20 protein-coding genes are annotated in these 17662 nt (G+C 39.0%); 7 read left to right on the forward strand and 13 right to left on the reverse strand.

The window, feature by feature from the left end:
* The first annotated feature begins 80 nt into the window (after nt 1-80).
* From ACOKFD_RS06570 to ACOKFD_RS06585, 4 genes are all read left to right on the forward strand, one after another.
* Complete coding sequence (locus ACOKFD_RS06570; protein WP_298999593.1) at nt 81-452, forward strand: PUR family DNA/RNA-binding protein; 372 nt, start codon at nt 81-83, stop codon at nt 450-452.
* A gap of 129 nt (nt 453-581) precedes the next feature.
* A complete protein-coding gene (locus tag ACOKFD_RS06575; RefSeq protein WP_422860509.1) occupies nt 582-1139 on the forward strand; it encodes a thioredoxin family protein in 558 nt (185 codons plus the stop codon).
* Nucleotides 1140-1155: 16 nt separating this feature from the next.
* Nucleotides 1156-1476: a cupin domain-containing protein gene (locus ACOKFD_RS06580; protein ID WP_422860510.1), complete on the forward strand. Its 321-nt coding sequence runs from the start codon at nt 1156-1158 to the stop codon at nt 1474-1476.
* Nucleotides 1477-1479: 3 nt separating this feature from the next.
* Nucleotides 1480-1998 carry a GNAT family N-acetyltransferase gene (locus tag ACOKFD_RS06585; protein ID WP_422860511.1) on the forward strand — a complete coding sequence of 173 codons (519 nt, stop codon included), beginning with the start codon at nt 1480-1482 and terminating at the stop codon, nt 1996-1998.
* A 1-nt stretch (nt 1999) separates the two neighbouring features.
* On the opposite strand, the gene ACOKFD_RS06590 is transcribed toward ACOKFD_RS06585, so the two are convergent.
* Nucleotides 2000-2542, reverse strand: a complete 543-nt coding sequence (locus tag ACOKFD_RS06590) for a YfiT family bacillithiol transferase (protein WP_422860512.1) — start codon at nt 2540-2542, stop codon at nt 2000-2002.
* Between the two features lie 166 nt (nt 2543-2708).
* On the opposite strand from ACOKFD_RS06590, the gene ACOKFD_RS06595 reads away from it, so the two are divergent.
* The gene (locus ACOKFD_RS06595; RefSeq protein ID WP_298999603.1) at nt 2709-3347 is read left to right on the forward strand and encodes a peroxiredoxin; all 639 of its coding nucleotides are present in this window, start codon (nt 2709-2711) and stop codon (nt 3345-3347) included.
* Nucleotides 3348-3877: 530 nt separating this feature from the next.
* Here the strand turns inward: ACOKFD_RS06595 and ACOKFD_RS06600 are convergent.
* The gene (locus ACOKFD_RS06600) at nt 3878-4810 is read right to left on the reverse strand and encodes a peptidylprolyl isomerase (protein ID WP_422860513.1); all 933 of its coding nucleotides are present in this window, start codon (nt 4808-4810) and stop codon (nt 3878-3880) included.
* A 198-nt stretch (nt 4811-5008) separates the two neighbouring features.
* Here ACOKFD_RS06600 and ACOKFD_RS06605 point away from each other — a divergent pair, with 198 nt between their 5' ends.
* Nucleotides 5009-5431 carry a VOC family protein gene (locus tag ACOKFD_RS06605; protein WP_422860514.1) on the forward strand — a complete coding sequence of 141 codons (423 nt, stop codon included), beginning with the start codon at nt 5009-5011 and terminating at the stop codon, nt 5429-5431.
* Between the two features lie 62 nt (nt 5432-5493).
* Here ACOKFD_RS06605 and ACOKFD_RS06610 read toward each other — a convergent pair whose 3' ends face one another.
* Together ACOKFD_RS06610 and ACOKFD_RS06615 are read right to left on the reverse strand one after the other, a co-directional pair.
* Complete coding sequence (locus tag ACOKFD_RS06610; protein ID WP_422860515.1) at nt 5494-6888, reverse strand: M20/M25/M40 family metallo-hydrolase; 1395 nt, start codon at nt 6886-6888, stop codon at nt 5494-5496.
* On the reverse strand, nt 6885-7769 hold the full coding sequence (locus ACOKFD_RS06615; RefSeq protein WP_298999610.1) for a PPK2 family polyphosphate kinase: 885 nt from the start codon (nt 7767-7769) through the stop codon (nt 6885-6887). The genes ACOKFD_RS06610 and ACOKFD_RS06615 overlap by 4 nt, the downstream gene beginning before the upstream one ends.
* 173 nt (nt 7770-7942) lie before the next feature.
* Here ACOKFD_RS06615 and ACOKFD_RS06620 point away from each other — a divergent pair, with 173 nt between their 5' ends.
* On the forward strand, nt 7943-8650 hold the full coding sequence (locus tag ACOKFD_RS06620; protein WP_422860516.1) for a hypothetical protein: 708 nt from the start codon (nt 7943-7945) through the stop codon (nt 8648-8650).
* Nucleotides 8651-8655: 5 nt separating this feature from the next.
* Here the strand turns inward: ACOKFD_RS06620 and ACOKFD_RS06625 are convergent, their stop codons facing one another.
* The 9 genes from ACOKFD_RS06625 to mnmD form a co-directional block, all read right to left on the reverse strand.
* Nucleotides 8656-9819, reverse strand: coding sequence for a sigma-54-dependent transcriptional regulator (locus ACOKFD_RS06625; protein ID WP_298999613.1), 1164 nt, complete (start codon nt 9817-9819; stop codon nt 8656-8658).
* Nucleotides 9820-9829: 10 nt separating this feature from the next.
* Nucleotides 9830-10720, reverse strand: a complete 891-nt coding sequence (locus ACOKFD_RS06630; protein WP_422860517.1) for a DUF6268 family outer membrane beta-barrel protein — start codon at nt 10718-10720, stop codon at nt 9830-9832.
* Nucleotides 10704-11621 carry a mechanosensitive ion channel family protein gene (locus ACOKFD_RS06635; RefSeq protein ID WP_422860518.1) on the reverse strand — a complete coding sequence of 306 codons (918 nt, stop codon included), beginning with the start codon at nt 11619-11621 and terminating at the stop codon, nt 10704-10706. Before ACOKFD_RS06635 ends, ACOKFD_RS06630 begins: the two co-directional genes overlap by 17 nt.
* 7 nt (nt 11622-11628) lie before the next feature.
* Nucleotides 11629-12972: an ABC transporter permease gene (locus ACOKFD_RS06640; RefSeq protein WP_422861007.1), complete on the reverse strand. Its 1344-nt coding sequence runs from the start codon at nt 12970-12972 to the stop codon at nt 11629-11631.
* Nucleotides 12965-13903 (reverse strand): ABC transporter ATP-binding protein, encoded by a 939-nt coding sequence (locus ACOKFD_RS06645; protein WP_422860519.1) that lies wholly within the window; start codon nt 13901-13903, stop codon nt 12965-12967. Before ACOKFD_RS06645 ends, ACOKFD_RS06640 begins: the two co-directional genes overlap by 8 nt.
* A gap of 183 nt (nt 13904-14086) precedes the next feature.
* Nucleotides 14087-15202, reverse strand: a complete 1116-nt coding sequence (gene dnaJ / locus ACOKFD_RS06650) for a molecular chaperone DnaJ (protein WP_422860520.1) — start codon at nt 15200-15202, stop codon at nt 14087-14089.
* Between the two features lie 9 nt (nt 15203-15211).
* Nucleotides 15212-15769: a nucleotide exchange factor GrpE gene (locus ACOKFD_RS06655; RefSeq protein ID WP_298999624.1), complete on the reverse strand. Its 558-nt coding sequence runs from the start codon at nt 15767-15769 to the stop codon at nt 15212-15214.
* Nucleotides 15770-15899: 130 nt separating this feature from the next.
* The gene (locus ACOKFD_RS06660; protein WP_422860521.1) at nt 15900-16862 is read right to left on the reverse strand and encodes a TIGR01777 family oxidoreductase; all 963 of its coding nucleotides are present in this window, start codon (nt 16860-16862) and stop codon (nt 15900-15902) included.
* 121 nt (nt 16863-16983) lie between these two features.
* Nucleotides 16984-17661 (reverse strand): tRNA (5-methylaminomethyl-2-thiouridine)(34)-methyltransferase MnmD, encoded by a 678-nt coding sequence (gene mnmD / locus ACOKFD_RS06665; protein ID WP_422860522.1) that lies wholly within the window; start codon nt 17659-17661, stop codon nt 16984-16986.
* Nucleotide 17662 lies beyond the last annotated feature (1 nt).

Genomic DNA, 17662 nt, shown 5'->3' on the forward strand with positions numbered 1-17662 from the left:
CAAAAAAGTTGCTGAATTAGCATTTTTTTTACATTTTTGGTAGAAATATTCGCCAAAGCGTTAAAACATACCTATACTTTATGAGTGACAAAGAAATTATGGACCAGGAGGAAATATACTCCAAAGTCCTACGGGCAGGAAGGAGAACCTACTTTTTTGATGTTAGAAGTACAAAAGCTGGTGATTATTATTTGACCATAACCGAGAGCAAAAAATTTACCCATGATGATGGGTCTTTCCACTACAAAAAACATAAAATTTATCTCTACAAAGAAGATTTTACTGCTTTTAAAGAAATAATGGAAGAAATGATGGACTACATCATTGACGAAAAAGGTCTCGAGGTAATTTCCGAAAGACATAAGAAAGATTACAAGAAGGAGGATAATAACATTGAAAGCAATGGCACTGCATCAGGAAACTTTACCGACGTCAGCTTTGATGATATTTAATCGAACCTTAAAAAAGCTTTAAAAAACGGCCTGCTATGCAGGCCGTTTTTTATTTTTAGACAGGACTAATCGATATGAAATGTAAAGCGTTAGCTTTGCTATAGCCCAACGTAATAATCAATAGTAAAGATGGCAAGAACACCAAGCAATATGCTCCCTTTAGGAACCAAAGCCCCTGATTTTGAACTGATGGACACGATTACCGATACCCTGGTCTCTCTGGAAACTGCAAAGGGTGAAAAAGGAACTGTAGTTATGTTTATCTGCAATCATTGCCCTTTTGTAATTCACGTAAACCCTGAGATTTCACGTTTGGGACTGGAGTATCAAAAAAAGGGAATACGATTTGTGGCCATTTCCAGTAACGATGTTGAAAATTATCCCCAAGATGCTCCTGATTTAATGAAGATAAAAGCAAAAGAAGAACATTATTCTTTCCCATATTTGTATGATAAGACCCAAGAAATAGCCAAAGCCTACCACGCGGCCTGCACTCCAGATTTTTATCTTTTTGATAACACCTTGCAACTTGTTTACAGAGGACAATTGGATGATTCAAGACCCGGAAATGGACTTCCTGTCACGGGAAGGGACTTGCGAAAGGCAATGGATGATTTACTGAAAGGAAATCCCATTGATGAACTTCAAAAGCCAAGTATAGGTTGTAATATCAAATGGAAACCATAAGAAAAACAAAATTCCAATGAAAATCAGTACTTCAGAAGCCTTAAAAAAACTGGGGGAAAACAAATCTCTTTTTCTAAATATATTCGAGCACGGAACGCTTCAAGTTGAAGTGTACAAACCGAATCAAGTGGACCTCCAAGAACCCCATACTCGAGATGAGGTATATGTGGTCATTTCTGGAACTGGAGAATTCTTAAACGGTGATGAACGCCATACTTTTTCACCAGGAGATTTTTTGTTCGTACCCGCTGGTGTTGAACATCGATTTGAGAACTTTACGGAAGACTTTGCCACTTGGGTTCTTTTCTATGGCCCAGAAGGAGGAGAAAAATCGTAAACCATGGTCATTCTGCAATCGGTTACTCCAGATTTAATGGATGTATACATAGCTGTGGGTCTAGAATCCTATAAACAGCATTATCTGCATTTGTGGGAAGGACAAGACCCAACACCATATGTATCCAAAAGTTTTACCTCAGAAGTTTTAAAACTGGAATTGGATGATGATAATGTCGAGAACTTTTTGGTAAAAGTAAACAGGAACCTTATTGGCATTGTTAAACTAATTAAGGACAAAGAATTGGATAGTTATGATGCCCGTACTTCTTTACTCATCCAAAAAATCTATTTGTTGCGTCAGTTTTCAGGAAAAGGTTATGGGCAAGAATTGGTCTCACTACTTGAAGCCCATGCTAAAAAACTTGGAAAAAAAGTAATTTGGCTGGACACCATGCAGAAAGGGAACGCCCTAAATTTTTATTTAAAAAATGGTTTCAATATACATAAGGCGTCAAAACTGGAGTTACCCAATGCGGTGGAAGAAGAAAGGCCTATGTGGGTTTTGACCAAAACTCTATAGTTCACCAACCTTCTCTATCAATTAAATTTTGAATGTGGGCAAAATGGTGACTGCCATGCCATGCGTACCGACCAATATTTTCGGCCAAGGTACTTTGTACATTTCCTTCAGGGTGGACGAAGGTTCTTTCCAACTGCTCACTGGACAATCCCTTTAAAAGATAGACCAATTTGGCATGAACCGCCTTAAGATGATTCAAAGACAATTGAATTGGAGCGGAATTGGCATCAAACAACTTTGACCATTCTTTTTCAAGATATGGTTTAATAACAGGATTATCTTCAGTAAGTCCCCATTTAAATCGGATGTAACTGTGATGATGACTATCCGAAATATGATGAATTAATTGCCTTACCGTCCAACCTCCGGGGCGATAGGGCGTTTCCAATTGTTCTTCAGACAAGGTAGAAACCATATTTTCCAGACGTGTAGGGAGTTCCTCCAAAATATTTATCCACTTTTTCAAATGCTCATTGTTAATCCCTTCAGGAACTTCATATTTTCCTATGGGGTAGCGTAGTTTTTCCAATTGTTCGTTTTCCATGCTTTAAAAATACTAAAGAATTACCGATAAAGATTGATCTCAAACAAAGAACCAATATCGGTGAACCCCAAATTTTAATACACTTTTAACTGCACAAAAATGGGTAGGAAATCTCATCAACTAACTTTGTAATGCATGAATTATAAATCAATAAAAAACAAATACTATGGCAACAATTCGATTGGGAGATACCGCTCCCGACTTTACCGTGGAGACTTCTCAAGGAACACTGAATTTTTATGATTATTTAGGCGATGGATGGGGAATTTTGTTTTCACATCCAGCAGATTTTACTCCCGTTTGTACCACAGAATTGGGTACTGCAGCTAAATTCAAAGATGAGTTTGACAAACGTAATGTGAAGATGATAGCCCTTAGCGTAGACGGGGTTGAATCGCATGGTGAATGGATTAAGGATATTAACGAAACCCAGAACACCACGGTCAATTTTCCAATAATCGCTGATGTGGACCGAAAAGTATCCGATTTGTATGACATGATTCATCCCAAAGCGGATGATACACTTACGGTACGTTCAGTCTTTATCATAGCTCCTGATAAAACGGTAAAACTCATTTTGACCTACCCAGCTTCAACGGGTCGTAACTTCTATGAATTGTTACGTGTAATTGATTCGCTTCAATTGACTGCATATCACAAAGTGGCCACACCAGCAAATTGGGAGCACGGTGATAAGGTAGTAGTGAGTCCTTCAATACCTACGGAAGAAGCAAAGGAAATGTTTTCAGCAGGGGTTGATGAAGTAAAACCTTATCTACGTCTTACACCAGACCCTACGGCTTAGCGCATTTAATGTTTACAGTTTAAAAAACTCTCCAATAGGGGAGTTTTTTTTGTTTAGCAAAGAGATTAAATAGTAAAAAGACATTTTTTTCCTACACACGCAACCTATGCTACTTTTCATATCTAATCAATAAACAACCTCAGCAACAATAACCTTTAAATCGACAACACTAATGAATACTTTCTTTTTAGTACTCCTATTACTGTTACTTGTTAATATTGTTTTATTGATTCTAAGTGTAAATCGCGCCAAAAAGTGATTTTCTTACCTGGATTAGGTTTCCAGAAAACTAAAAATCAACAAACTACAAACAATAAGTAGGGTTTAATATCGTTCAGTTGTTATACTGAACAAAGCAACCCCATATCATTAACAAATAAGTACTCATGCAAACTTTTTTTACCGTATTACTGTTTCTGCTTATCATCAATGCTTGTCTGTTATTGGTAAGTGTAAACCGGTCCAAATAACAAAAAGCTCCCATATGGGAGCTTTTTTGTTTTATCTATACTATGGAATAGATTGTTCTACTATTTCACATCCATAAGCTCTACATCAAAAATAAGGGTCGCATCAGGTGGAATAACCCCGCCAGCACCAGCACTACCATAAGCCAAGTGTGATGGAATCACAAATCTTGCCTTATCTCCGACTTTCAAAAGTGCTATTCCTTCATCCCAACCTGGTATTACTTGACCAACTCCTAAAGAAAAGTCGATAGGTTGATTACGGCTGTACGAAGAATCAAATACTTGGCCATTGGTAAGACTTCCCTCATAATGAACAGATACGGTCTTTCCCTTTTGAGCTTGAACTCCACTACCTTTTTGAATGATTTGATAACGTAGTCCACTTTCCGTTTTTTCAAACCCGGCAGCCAATTTTTCCATTTCAGCTTCAGCTTGTGCCTTGGCTTCTGCAATTCTTTTTTCTCTAGCGCCCTCAAAAACGCGAAAAGCTTCAACGGCGTTCCAACCTTCGGCTTCGGCTCCAACACGCACAATTTCCAAAGAATCAATGGAATCTCCCTGTGCAATCGTGTCTACAACTTCCTGTCCGGCTTCAACATAACCAAAAACCGTGTGTTTGTTATCCAACCATGGGGTTGGCCCATGTGTAATGAAGAATTGGCTTCCATTCGTTCCCGGTCCTGCATTTGCCATGGAAAGTATTCCAGGGGCATCGTGCTTAAGTTCTGGATGGAACTCATCATCGAATTTATAACCGGGATCACCAGTGCCAGTTCCTTGTGGGCAACCTCCCTGAATCATAAAATCAGCGATTACTCTATGAAATTTGAGGCCGTCATAATATGGTTTTCCTTGAGGTTTGGCAGAGTTTTCCATATTTCCTTCTGCCAAGGCCACAAAATTTCCAACCGTACCGGGTGTTTTATCATGAGTCAATTTTACTAAAATCTCTCCTTTACCGGTATTGAACTTTGCATAAATTCCGTCTTGCATATCTATGTTTCTTAACTATTTTTTTCTATTTCTTCTTGTGTTAAAGGCTGCAAAGATACAAGTTTTTGAAGCTTTAAATACTCAAATAAAACTTTGAAAAAGTGGTAGGTAGGTTACTTTTTGGTTCAGAAACACTACCTTTTAATTCCGTATACAGATTCTCCTTCCTCAAAGATTAGGAGACAAACAGTTTTGAAAATGGAGCAACGCTTAACCATCATTACATTAGGTGTTTCGGATTTAAAAAAATCGACACACTTTTATGAAACCCAATTCGGTTGGGAAAAATCAGATTCAAGCAATGAAAATATTTCCTTTTTCACATTAAATGGGATTCTACTTTCCCTGTACGAGAACAACGCATTGGCCAAAGATGCCGAAGTGGATGCAAAGGGAAGTGGTTTCAAAGGATTCACTCTCGCTTACAATACCAAGTCTGAACATGAGGTAGACTCAATCATAAAGGATTTAAAAGAGAAAGAGGTGAAAATCGTCAAGGAACCTCAAAAAGCACATTGGGGTGGGTATAGTAGTTATGTTTCGGACTTGGATGGCAACCTCTGGGAAATTGCATTTAATCCATACCTCAAAATGGATGCCTATGGCAACGTATTAGGATAAAGCCAAAATCTGGGTTTCAGCTCAATTAAAAGCAACAAACAAATCCTTTAGAGACGGTGCAATTAACCCTTTACCTTTTTTGAAGGTAAAGGCCCATACTTATCCATCAAGTATACCAAACTGGCCATGGTGGCGGCACCTAATTCCAGTTCACGTTTGTTTACATGCTCAAAGGTGTCGTTTTCCGCATGGTGATGGTCAAAATATCGTTGGGAATCTGGTCGCAATCCAGCTAAAACAATACCTTCATCTTTTAAGGGACCAATGTCTGCGCCACTGCCACCTTTCACAAACAAATGGATTAAATAGGGTTCAAAGAGTTCCCTCCAGCCCAAAATCCTTTCAAAATCTTCTTCGGAACAATCAAATGAAAAACCTCTTGGAGTGAAGCCACCTGCATCGCTTTCTAAAGCAAAAACATGCTTTTCGTTCTTTCGCTTAGCTACCTCCGCATACTTTTTTCCACCCCTCAATCCGTTTTCCTCATTCATAAAAAGTACTACACGAAGAGTTCGTTTGGGCTTGTATCCTGTTTCCTTCAACAATCTGAGTACATCCATACTTTGCACACAGCCTGCCCCATCATCATGGGAGCCATCTCCCAAATCCCAAGAATCCAAATGCCCTCCAACAATCATCACCTCATTGGGATATTCAGAACCCCTGATTTCTCCAATTACATTGTACGACTCCACATCAGGTAGTTGTTTGCAATTTTGTTTGAAGTAGAATTTTATATCAGGGTTCAAGGCCAAGGTGGTACTTAATAATTCGGCTCCTTTGGTACTTATGGCAGCAGCGGGTATACGATCACTGACCGCGGTTTCCCCGTAACTCATGGAACCGGTATGGGGAAAATCGTCCAACCTAAGATTCACAGACCTAACAATTACCCCTAGAGCTCCGTATTTTCCAGCTTCGGCTGCTCCGGAATAGCGTTGGTCCACACAACTTGAATATGCACTGAATGTACTTATTTGGGTCGGGTCCATGGGCCGATTGTAAAACACAATCTTTCCTTCAATTTTATCCTTCCCCAGTTTTTCCAAATCTTCTATACCCTGTACCTCCACAACATTTGCTTTGATTCCTACATCTGGTGTTGCTACAGAACCTCCCAAAGCACAAATCCGAACATTGGTCGTTAACCCAGGTTTAGTTTCAAAGTAGGCAAATTCTGGTGTTCCTCTTACCCACTTTGGTACCATCACGGGCTGCAACCATACCCTATCCAAGCCTAAAGAATCCAATTGATTTTTGGTGTATTCAACGGCTTGCTGCGCCTCGACTGAACCTGATAAACGGCCTCCAATTTGATTGGAAAGATAATTCAGCCAATCGTAGGCTTTTCCATCGGTCAGAGCAGTGTCATAAATGGCCTTGAGTTGTTTTTCATCCTCGGATTGCGCAAAGGCAACAGTACTTATCAAAAGGCATAAGAGTATTGTTCTTTTCATTTGCTTTCCTTTTCCAATTCTTGCTTAAAAGACTCTAAGTTAGCCTTTATTTCATCCTCCAACTCAGGTTCTTCTATATCTTTAAACTTTTTTAACGCTTCTAACAAAATGGAGGTAACAATAACACGTGCCGCTTTTTTATTGTCGGCTGGAACAATATACCAAGGTGCATTTGGTTTTGAAGTTTTATTAATTGCTTCCTCATAACATTCTTGATAGGTATCCCAAAGTTTTCTTTCCTTTAGGTCCCCTGGTGAAAACTTCCAATTCTTCTCCTTCAGGCGCAATCGCCTCAACAATCTTTGGCGTTGTTCTTCTTTGGATAGATGTAAAAAGAATTTAAAGATAAGGGTTCCATTTTCCGCAACGTGTCTTTCAAAATCATTAATTTGACGATACCGTTTTTCCCAAAACTCTGAATCAATATCATTTACAGAATCCACACCCGGAATATTCTCAGAAAGAATATAACTAGGGTGCACTTTTGTCACCAGAACATTTTCGTAATGGGTCCTATTGAAAACACTAAACTTTCCACGTTCTGGAAGTGCAATGTAATGCCTCCACAAATAGTCATGTTTAAGTTCCAAATCCGTGGGTACCTTAAAACTGTGAACTTCCACGCCCCTAACATTGAAATCTTTAAAAACTTCTCGTATCAAACTATCCTTACCAGCCGTATCCATTCCCTGCAAACAGATTAACACACCATATTTGCCGTGGGCATAGAGGGTATCCTGAAATTTTCCCAGTTCTCTCCGAAGATCTCTTAAGTCTTTCTTTAATTCCTTATCCGATTTTCCAAAATCCTCAAACGTGGCTTCTTCAGAAAGGTTTTTTTTGCTCGTTACCTTGTAAATCTCTGATTTCATGTATTCCATAAAATGAATATACTGCTTTTTATATATTCCTTTTTAGAGCCTCTAAAATGTAATTCATCGATGGGAATTACATTTGATAGTTTTACTCCGTTTTTTATCGATTTTATTCAATCTCAGTTGAATTCTGCCGTAATTTAGTAAATAACTATACGTGTGGTCCCAAATCTGCCGTTATGAAATCTAGGAAAACAAACCTTTTTATCATCTTCCTTTTGGGTATTCAAAGCCTTTTCCCAATGTTTTTGGAGAAAACAGCCAATGCTTGCGAATATGCCAACTCCAATATGGAATACATTAAGGACCAAACCGAAACGGCTATTTCCTCAACAGAACTTCAAATAACAAAGTACTACGCCTATAAGGCCATAAATGGTATTGAAAAAACCCGTTCCAATTTTGATGCCTGTGGTTGTAAAGAAGCTATTACGACCTTAGACGATGTTTTAATACATCTTAAAGATGCAACTACAGCCGATACCCACTCTTCATCAAAGACAGCTTTACAAAAAGCATTGGAAAACACCTTAAAGGGTATAAAAGAACTCCAAAATTTTGGACTTAGCGCCAGTGAGGTTTATGGAGATAATATGCTTGTATTGAATACGAAAGAGGTTCTGGATGCGCAAGGTGGAATTCTTTTACCTGAAGGCAAATTATTACAGCAGCAAATTCACAATGGACTAAAGGACTTTGAAATTTCCATAGACAATATTGTAAAACAGCTTGATTGTGATGAAGCTAGAAAATTCATCAAAAAGACCTACGACAATGCCAGCATTGCGTTGTTGAATACCGATTTGACCAAACCAAAGAAAATTTACCATCAGCGGGTAAAGACGATTACCCAAAACGCGCTAGCCAAGATTCAGGGTTGTCAGTAAACTGGTTACTTACTCGCAAACAATTTTACGTCTTCTTCGGAAACTTCTTGACCTCCTAGAATGATAAGACGCTCCACTACATTTCTTAATTCCCGCACATTTCCAGTCCAATCGTAACCCTTAAGAAGTTCTGTAGCCTTTTTAGAAAATGATTTTACCGCTGTTCCTTGCTCTTCTGCTATTTTCTTGGCAAAGTGCTCAATGAGCATGGCAATGTCATCCCGTCTATCGTTCAAGGCCGGAACCTTAATCAAAATTACAGCCAAACGGTGATAGAGGTCTTCCCTAAAATTACCTTCCGCTATTTCTTTTTTAAGGTCCTTATTTGTTGCTGCCAAAACGCGAACATTCACCTTAATATCCTTATCTGTTCCAACTCTGGAAATCTTGTTTTCCTGGAGCGCCCTTAACACTTTGGCTTGTGCAGAAAGGCTCATGTCCCCAACCTCATCCAGAAAAATAGTCCCTTTGTTGGCAGCTTCAAATTTTCCGGCCCTGTCCTTAACCGCAGAAGTAAAAGCTCCTTTAACATGCCCAAACAGTTCACTTTCTATAAGTTCCGATGGTATGGCCGCACAGTTGACTTCTATAAAAGGTGCAGAGGAACGTGCGCTTTTTTGGTGTAACCAGTGCGCTACCAATTCCTTTCCAGTTCCATTCGGGCCGGTAATCAGGACTCTAGCATCCGTAGGAGCTACTTTTTCTATCATGTCTTTGATAGTGTCTATTTCCTTACTTTCCCCAACCATTTCGTAATTCTTGGAGACTTTCTTTTTCAGGATTTTGTTTTCAACAACCAATTCCTTTCTATCCAAGGCGTTGCGCACCGTGGTCAAAAGCCTGTTAAGGTCGGGGGGTTTGGAGATATAATCGAAGGCACCTAATCTCATGGTGTTCACAGCCGTATCCAAATCGCCGTGACCGGATATCATTATAAAAGGTATTTCTGGTTTTATTTGCCTCGCCGCCTCCAAAACTTCCACACCATCCATTTTGGGCATTTTTATATCGCACAAAACCAAATCGAAGTCTTCTTTTTTTATTATCTCCATCCCCTTTAATCCGTCTTCCGCTTCGAAAACTTGATAGGCATCATTCTCTTCACTCAATATTTTTATCAGCACCCGACGTATTGCGGATTCATCTTCTATTACCAATATTCTGGACATATTTTTCTATTTAAAAGATTCCGATTTTGAAACCTGTCCTAATATAAAGATTTGCTTCATCATTCAATAAAAAAACAGCGTTTCTATCATCATTTCGAAGTTCGCCTATCTGTTCAATGGAACGGCCCACCAAGGCAAATAGCGAGGTGCGCTTAGATATATGATACTGATACCCAAAAGCTCCAACCAAGGCGGATAGTGAAATCTTGGAACCTACCTGATTATCGGGTAGTTCAATGTCATTTTGCACATTGATGAAATAACCATCCAAAAGCATGGTGAACCCAAAAGTATGTTTTGGTGAAGGATGGTACTCAAATCTTGACCTCGGAATACCTAAGGTATAGGACCATTTGGGATGGAACCTACGATAATAACTTACCAACGGAAGTGGAAATGGCAAACCCGTGGTACTATTAAAGGATAACCCTAAAACCAATCGAAACGGCTTGCTAACATTCATTTTTTCCTTCCATAAGGTGGCTGTGGCATTAATGAAAAAATCGTCTGTTTGGGCACCGTTGGTAAAGTTAGATGCCAATCTAGGGGTAAGGATGCCCACAAAATTCCAATTTTCGTTCCACTTTGTGATAAATCCCAAGTTTAAGTCAACTACATGAAACCTGTTCAGTTCGGTTTGATTAAAAGGAAAATTTTGGGAATACCCTACATCAAATCGATTATACTCCAGTCCAGTGACCAAATAATCTTTCTTCTCATTAAGTTTCAAGGGAAGATTAAAAAGAAACTTGTAGCGCTGGGTTTTGATTCCCGTATCGTTCTCAGGTATGTTTAGGTATTCCAAACGAAGAATGTCCGTACTCTGCCCCAATGAGACATGCGAAAGAAAAAAACCAAAAAGGCTTAAAAATCCTAAAAGCCATTTATGGGTTATTTGCACCTGTATTGTTTTGAGGTTTTTGATTTTGAAAAATATGGATATCCCTCTGAGGGAAAGGGATGGTTACACTATTCTCTTTAAACTTCTGGTTTATGCTGTATCGGATATCACTTTTAATTCGAGGGTCTGCAAAACTATCGTTGATAAAGTAGTTAACTGAGAACATCAGTGCTGAGTCACCAAAATCATTGAAAAGCACAAAAGGAACCGGTTTTTTTAGCACTTTTTTGTGTTCCTGAACCGACTCCACCAACAATTGGGTCACCAGTTCCACATCACTCCCATAGGCTACTCCCACATGTACACTTTCTCTAGTTGTCCGATGATTTTGGGTATAGTTAAAAACAATATCACTTATGAATTTATGGTTGGGTATTACCACTACCTTATCATCTCGGGTAAGTGCTCGGGTGGTTCGTAATTTAATTTCAAATACCTTACCTACTTTACCATCAACTTCCACAATGTCCCCTACTTGAAGCGATTTATCTATAATAATGAAAATACCTCCCAAAATATCCTTGAAAAACTCTTGGAGGGCCAATCCCAATCCTACGAAAAGCGCTGCAGAGGCAGTAATGATAAGTGTAATATCTATACCTGCCCCACTCAATGTGAGCAGTACCACAATAAGATAAATAACGTAGTTTGCGAACTTAAAAACGCTTGAAAACTTTTGCTTGTCCTCTGGTTCCATTTTTCGGGTGACAAGATGGCGAGACCACTTTAATAAGAGCTTTGTGGCTACTATGGAGACTGTGAGCAGTAATAATAGGCCCAAAGTAAGATGAATGGATTTCTCACCTTCGCCAAAATGAATTCCCCAACTGAGGAATTCCTTTAGGGTACCCCAAATATCTTCTTGAATGATTTCCTTTATTTCTTCAGTACCGTCTTGCATAGTTCTTCTAGTACTTCAACCATTTAAACAGTTCTTTATATGTAGGGCGTTTGCCGTACATTAATATTCCCACCCTATAAATCTTGGATGCCAACCATACTATACCTAAAAATGCCCCTATCAGTAATGCTATGGAGAGCAATAACTGCCATAAGGGGACTCCGCCCTCCCCTATACCTCCAGGGAGTCGCATGAGCATTACTATAGGTGAAGTTAAGGGAAACAATGAAAAACCTACGGCAATAGGGCCATGCGGATTGCTAAAAACCGAGAAAAAGCCCACATAAATGGCCAACATTAAGGGTAAAATAATGGGGAATATAAATTGTTGGGTGTCCGTCTCATTGTCCACTGCGGCACCAATGGCCGCATAGATGGAGCTGTAGATAAGATATCCAAGGATGAAATATATCAAAAACGAGACTATGAGAAGTCCCCAAGGAATATTGACAATTTCCCTAGCGTACAGCAACATGTCTCCATCAAGACCTGACGTTTGCAATTCAGCAACCCCATTTATTCCCGAGGTCGGCAAAGTGCTTTCTGCGGTCAAAACAGATAAATCTATTCCTAAAATCAATACGGACAAAAAGAGCAAGACAGATGCCGATACTATCCATATAATGAACTGGGTAAGACCTGCAAATGAAGTTCCGATAATCTTGCCCAACATAAGCTGAAAGGGTTTTACCGATGAGATTATGACCTCGATGATTCGACTTGTCTTTTCTTCAATCACACTGCGCATTACAAATCCACCATAGATAATGATGAACATCATAATAGCATAGCCAAAAGCACCTCCTATAAATGCCTTGATTTCCGTAATACCTTTGATGCTTCTCTCACCATCGAAAGTGGAAAGGTTCATTACAAAGGGTTTCTCTATTCCGGTAAATTCATCGGATGATACTCCAAGTTCTTGCAGTCGTTTTAATCGTAATTTTTTTTGAAATAAACGTTCCAAACCCTCCGTCACGGTAGTGTTCGGATTTTCTTTGGTGAATAGATATGTAGCTTGGGCCACATCTTCCATATCATCTCCTCCAGGAATATGCAATAGACCAAAATAGCCTAAAGCTATGGTTGAGTCTTTTGCCTGATTCAATGAAATGTTTTTTAGATGAACATAGGAAACATTTTGGCCAGGTTTAAACTCATTGCTAAAAAAAGAACTTTCATTTAATACAGTTATAATTCTTTTCTCCCCATCATTCAATTTGGTGAGATAGGCTATTAAAAGAATCATTCCCACAATTAGAATTGGGCTCAAAATCGTCATAATGATGAACGATTTGTTTCTTACTTTGGCCAAATACTCCCGTTTTACAATCAATCCCAGCTTACCCATTTCGCTCCTTTCCATTGACGGTTTTGATAAAAATATCATTGGCAGAAGGAATTACCTCCTCAAACCTGCTTACATTTCCATATTTAGACAGTTCAGCTAAAACACCTTTTGTATCGGCTGAAGGAAGCTGAATGGATATGGCCCAATTACCTTCTTCCATATTGGTTTTTGAGGAAATTACATTGAACTTCTCTTTGATATCCTGCTGTAATCCGTTCACAGAGTCACCTATTTGAAGTAATACATTAAAAATGTTGTTCTTATAGGCATTTTTAATCTCGGATAGTTTGCCGTCCAAGATTTTTTCGGATTTATGAATCAGGGCAATATACTCACAAAGCTCTTCAACAGATTCCATTCGGTGTGTTGAAAAAATGATAGAGGTACCTTCTTCTTTTAATCTTAATATTTCATCTTTAATAATATTGGCGTTGATGGGGTCGAAACCACTAAAAGGTTCATCAAAAATCAAAAGCTTAGGTCTGTGCAATACCGTTACTATAAATTGGATTTTTTGGGCCATCCCCTTAGAAAGCTCCTGAATTTTCTTATCCCACCATTCACCAATTTCAAAACGTTCAAACCATTCTTTCAACCTTTTCTTGGCATCGGCCTTGGATAGTCCTTTGAGCTGGGCCAGATATAAGGCTTGCTCACCTACCTTCATACTTTTATAAAGCCCGCGTTCTTCCGGCAAGTACCCTATAGTTGCAATATGTTCTGGGGCCAGAGGTTTTCCATCAAAAACCAACTGCCCTCTATCTGGATAAATAATTTGGTTGATGATTCTAATAAAGGTTGTTTTCCCAGCTCCGTTAGGACCTAGAAGTCCATAAATTTTGTTTTCTGGAATTTCTAAGGATATGTTGCTCAACGCTTTAAAGTCTCCGTAGGATTTTGAGACATTTTGGGCAACTAAAATGTGATGCATCCAAACAATTTTTCCAAAGATATGTATTTGTCCATAAAGAAGAAATGCTCTTAAAAACAAAACCCACCCTTAAAAAAATCTAAGGATGGGAAAAAAATTGCTATGAAAAAGAAAATTAGATATTGGTTTCCCAACATCAGATTCAAATATACGTTTTTTATTTAAACGGAAAACTTTTAATCGCTACGAGAACATATCTTTAACCTTTTCAAAGAAAGATTTATCAGATTTTTGAGGTTTTGGAACAAAATTTTCATCGCTCTGCATACGTTCAAAAAATTCTCGCTGTTCTTTGTTCAGTTCTTTTGGAGTCCAAACATTTACATGCACCAATAAATCACCGCTTCCGTAACCGTTGATATTGGATATACCTTTTCCTCGCAATCTCAATATTTTACCCGATTGAATGCCAGGTTCCAATTTAATGCGCACTTTCCCCCCTACAGCATCAATTTCTTTGGAGCTTCCTAAAACGGCTTCAGAGAAACTAATATATAGGTCATAGTGAAGGTTGTCTCCTTCTCTTTTTAGTGTTCCATGCTCTTCCGTTTCAATGGCTACCAGTAAGTCTCCAGGGACTCCATTTCCTGGAGCGCCGTTTCCTTTTCCGGAGACTTTTAATTGCATACCCTCTTCAACACCTGGCGGTATTTTAATAGATACGGTCTCTTCAACGGTTTTCAGTCCTTGGGCATCCGCTCCACTAGGACGATTATCAATAATCTGTCCAGAGCCTCCGCATGTACTACATGTAGTTGCTGTCTGCATGCGTCCTAAGATGGTATTCGCAATTTTGGTTACCTGACCACTTCCATTACAAGTGGCGCAGGTTTTATAGGTGACCCCATCCGCTTGGACCTTTCTTCTAACTTTGACTTTTTTCTCAACGCCATTCGCCACTTCTTCCAAGGTCAACTTTACGCGAATGCGCAGGTTGCTGCCCTTTACACGACGCTGACCTCCTCCAAATCCACCAAAACCGCTAAAGCCACCACCGAAAGCACTACCAAAGATATCGCCAAACTGGCTGAAAATATCATCCATGTTCATGCCACCACCGCCAAATCCCGCTCCACCTTCAAAAGCTGCATGACCAAACTGGTCGTACTTGGCACGTTTGTCAGGGTCGCTCAATACCTCGTAGGCTTCCGCTGCTTTTTTAAACATTTCTTCAGCCTTTGTATCTCCAGGGTTTTTATCAGGATGATATTCTATGGCCTTTTTGCGATATGCTTTTTTTATCTCAGCAGCAGACGCTCCTTTGGAAACGCCCAATATTTCGTAAAAATCCTCCTTCATAGGTTTTGTTTAGTTTCCAACAACCACTTTTGGATGTCTTATAACGCGTTCACCCATTTTGAATCCCTTCTCAATTACATCAATGATTTTGCCTTTCATCTTTTTGTTAGGAGCGGGTATTTGGGTAATCGCTTCATGTACTTCGGCATCAAAAGCATCTCCTTCTTGAACTTTTATTTGCTCTAGCCCCTTGTTCTTTAAAGTTTCCTTGAACTTAGTGCTTATAAGCTCTACTCCCTTGTACATTTCCTTGTCTTCTGATTTCGAAAGTTCCTTCAAAGCCCTATCAAAATCATCCATAACAGGTAGTAAAGCAACCATTACTTCTTGCCCCGCTGTTTTAAAGAGTTCCATTCGCTCTTTGGAAGTGCGCTTTTTGAAATTTTCGAACTCGGCGAAAAGACGCAAAAACTTGTCTTTTTCTTTAGCAAGTTCTTCTTTGAGCTTTTCCTCTTCGGAAAGTTCCATGCCCTCGTCCTTAATATCATCGTTCAGTTCAGGGGTTTCAACAGATTGAGAATCCTTTGTTTCTCCTTCCATTTCCTCAACTTTACTTTTCTTATCCATATTTAGGGTTTCATTTATCGTTTTTGAAGTGGCAAAAGTACTGCCATTTGTCTGAAAATGTCAAAATGTCACAGGAAAACAAGAAAAAACCGCCAAAAGGCGGTCTTTATATAAAAGGAAATATTTTTTACTAGACGTATTCCTTATCCAAAGAGACTAAGGCATCTTCTTCTTTTGGACGACTTGACCCCAAAAGGTGTTCTAAAGCTGGACCAATATTAGAATATTGAAAGATAAAACCTTGTTTTTCGATACGTTTGCTACAAACGCGTTGACTTGCAAAAAGCAAATAAGACATTTCGCCTAACAGCAGTTTCATGGCCCACCTTGGCACATTGGGCAATATTAATGGTCTCTTAAGTACTTTTGCCAGCTCTTTTGTCATTTTTGCATTGGTTACCGGATTGGGCGCAACGGCATTAAAGACCCCACTGATATTGTTAGTAATGGTAAAAACAAACATTTCGGCCAAATCATCTATATGAATCCAAGACTGCCATTGTTCACCACTACCCATGGCAGCTCCCGCAAAGTTCTTTATAGGTTTCGCCATTTTGGGCAGAGCCCCGCCCTCATTGGACAGCACAATACCAATTCTCAAGGTCGTCACATTAAAAGGATACTTTTTGAATTCATTTATCTTATCCTCCCATTTTTCAACCACTCGTCCTAAGAAACTATCATCTACGCCCACATCTTTCTCATCGCATAAATCTATTTGGGAACTGGGATAAATTCCAATGGCTGAAGCGGAGACAAAATGCTCTATCTGGGAAGTATCTATTTTGTGCAGGCCAGTATTTAAAGTAGAGAGGCTATCCAGTCTACTGGAAAGCACCTTTTCTTTGTAAGACGTGGTCCATTTTTTTGCGATTGTAGCCCCAGCAAGATTAATGATTGAGGTGACCCCATCAAAACATGCCATATCAATTTTGCCATTGGAAGGATTCCAATAAAAGCCTTTGTAGTTTTCGGAAGAAACAATCTTTTTCTTACTTGTAGTGAGATAATGGACTGGAATATCATGTTGGTGCAAAACTTTGGTAATCGCTTTGCCAACCAATCCAGTTGCTCCAGTTATCAATACTTTCATAGCCTGCTTTTGAACAAAAGTAGATGTTTAATTCGCTGTTTTTGAGGGATTAATTCAGCTTTAACACAAATGTTTAAACTTTAAGTAAAATTATGATAAGCACTGTATTGCACTTTAACAATCATTTGGCAATACTTGATATTTTGTTAGCACGCAACATTTCTCTTTTTCCAGGTGGCCCTTCCAATCGCTCCACAGAAAAACCCACCTCTTGCATGGCCCGTCTTACACTACCTTTTGCTGAATATGTAACCAGAACCCCTCCCATTCTCAATGCATCGTACATGATTTGAAAAACATCCTTTGCCCAAAGTTCCGGTTGTACCCTAGGGCCAAATGCATCAAAATAAATAAGGTTGAACAAATCTAAGTTCTTAACCGCCCTAAAATCCTTTTTTTGCTTGGTCAATAAGAAATTATTCGTCAAAACAACCTCTTTCTCCCACTCACATTTGTGCATTTTGTCAAACTCATTTTCAAAAGCTTGAGCAGATAAACTTGTTATGTAGTCCAACTGATGAACTTCTTCCCATGTGACTGGATATTGCTCAACACCTGTATAATGCACTGCAATACTCTTTTTTTGAGCTTCAATTAAAGTGATTAAGGCATTGAGTCCCGTTCCAAAACCAATTTCAAGAATATTCAGTTCATTCAAGTTCAGTTGGTCCAATCCATATTTAATAAAAACATGATAGGCTTCTTGAACAGCCCCATGTTTTGAGTGATACTGTTCCTGCCATTCCTCAAGTTGAATGGTTTTGGAACCATCGGCTGTTTCGATAATGCTGCGTTTCACT

It is taken from the genome of Flagellimonas ulvae, assembly GCF_049333175.1.
Lineage (GTDB): Bacteria > Bacteroidota > Bacteroidia > Flavobacteriales > Flavobacteriaceae > Flagellimonas.

What these genes read in the sequence shown, in the direction of transcription:
- dnaJ (WP_422860520.1), bottom strand. Translation starts at nt 15,202, where the DNA reads ATGAAGGAGGATTTTTACGAAATATTGGGCGTTTCCAAAGGAGCGTCT.
- ACOKFD_RS06635 (WP_422860518.1), bottom strand. Translation starts at nt 11,621, where the DNA reads ATGCAAGACGGTACTGAAGAAATAAAGGAAATCATTCAAGAAGATATT.
- ACOKFD_RS06590 (WP_422860512.1), bottom strand. Translation starts at nt 2,542, where the DNA reads ATGGAAAACGAACAATTGGAAAAACTACGCTACCCCATAGGAAAATAT.
- ACOKFD_RS06640 (WP_422861007.1), bottom strand. Translation starts at nt 12,972, where the DNA reads ATGGGTAAGCTGGGATTGATTGTAAAACGGGAGTATTTGGCCAAAGTA.
- ACOKFD_RS06600 (WP_422860513.1), bottom strand. Translation starts at nt 4,810, where the DNA reads ATGCAAGACGGAATTTATGCAAAGTTCAATACCGGTAAAGGAGAGATT.
- ACOKFD_RS06620 (WP_422860516.1), top strand. Translation starts at nt 7,943, where the DNA reads ATGAAATCTAGGAAAACAAACCTTTTTATCATCTTCCTTTTGGGTATT.
- ACOKFD_RS06570 (WP_298999593.1), top strand. Translation starts at nt 81, where the DNA reads ATGAGTGACAAAGAAATTATGGACCAGGAGGAAATATACTCCAAAGTC.
- ACOKFD_RS06595 (WP_298999603.1), top strand. Translation starts at nt 2,709, where the DNA reads ATGGCAACAATTCGATTGGGAGATACCGCTCCCGACTTTACCGTGGAG.
- ACOKFD_RS06585 (WP_422860511.1), top strand. Translation starts at nt 1,480, where the DNA reads ATGGTCATTCTGCAATCGGTTACTCCAGATTTAATGGATGTATACATA.
- ACOKFD_RS06645 (WP_422860519.1), bottom strand. Translation starts at nt 13,903, where the DNA reads ATGCATCACATTTTAGTTGCCCAAAATGTCTCAAAATCCTACGGAGAC.
- ACOKFD_RS06615 (WP_298999610.1), bottom strand. Translation starts at nt 7,769, where the DNA reads ATGGAATACATGAAATCAGAGATTTACAAGGTAACGAGCAAAAAAAAC.
- ACOKFD_RS06575 (WP_422860509.1), top strand. Translation starts at nt 582, where the DNA reads ATGGCAAGAACACCAAGCAATATGCTCCCTTTAGGAACCAAAGCCCCT.
- ACOKFD_RS06605 (WP_422860514.1), top strand. Translation starts at nt 5,009, where the DNA reads ATGGAGCAACGCTTAACCATCATTACATTAGGTGTTTCGGATTTAAAA.
- ACOKFD_RS06655 (WP_298999624.1), bottom strand. Translation starts at nt 15,769, where the DNA reads ATGGATAAGAAAAGTAAAGTTGAGGAAATGGAAGGAGAAACAAAGGAT.
- ACOKFD_RS06660 (WP_422860521.1), bottom strand. Translation starts at nt 16,862, where the DNA reads ATGAAAGTATTGATAACTGGAGCAACTGGATTGGTTGGCAAAGCGATT.
- ACOKFD_RS06610 (WP_422860515.1), bottom strand. Translation starts at nt 6,888, where the DNA reads ATGAAAAGAACAATACTCTTATGCCTTTTGATAAGTACTGTTGCCTTT.
- ACOKFD_RS06580 (WP_422860510.1), top strand. Translation starts at nt 1,156, where the DNA reads ATGAAAATCAGTACTTCAGAAGCCTTAAAAAAACTGGGGGAAAACAAA.
- ACOKFD_RS06625 (WP_298999613.1), bottom strand. Translation starts at nt 9,819, where the DNA reads ATGTCCAGAATATTGGTAATAGAAGATGAATCCGCAATACGTCGGGTG.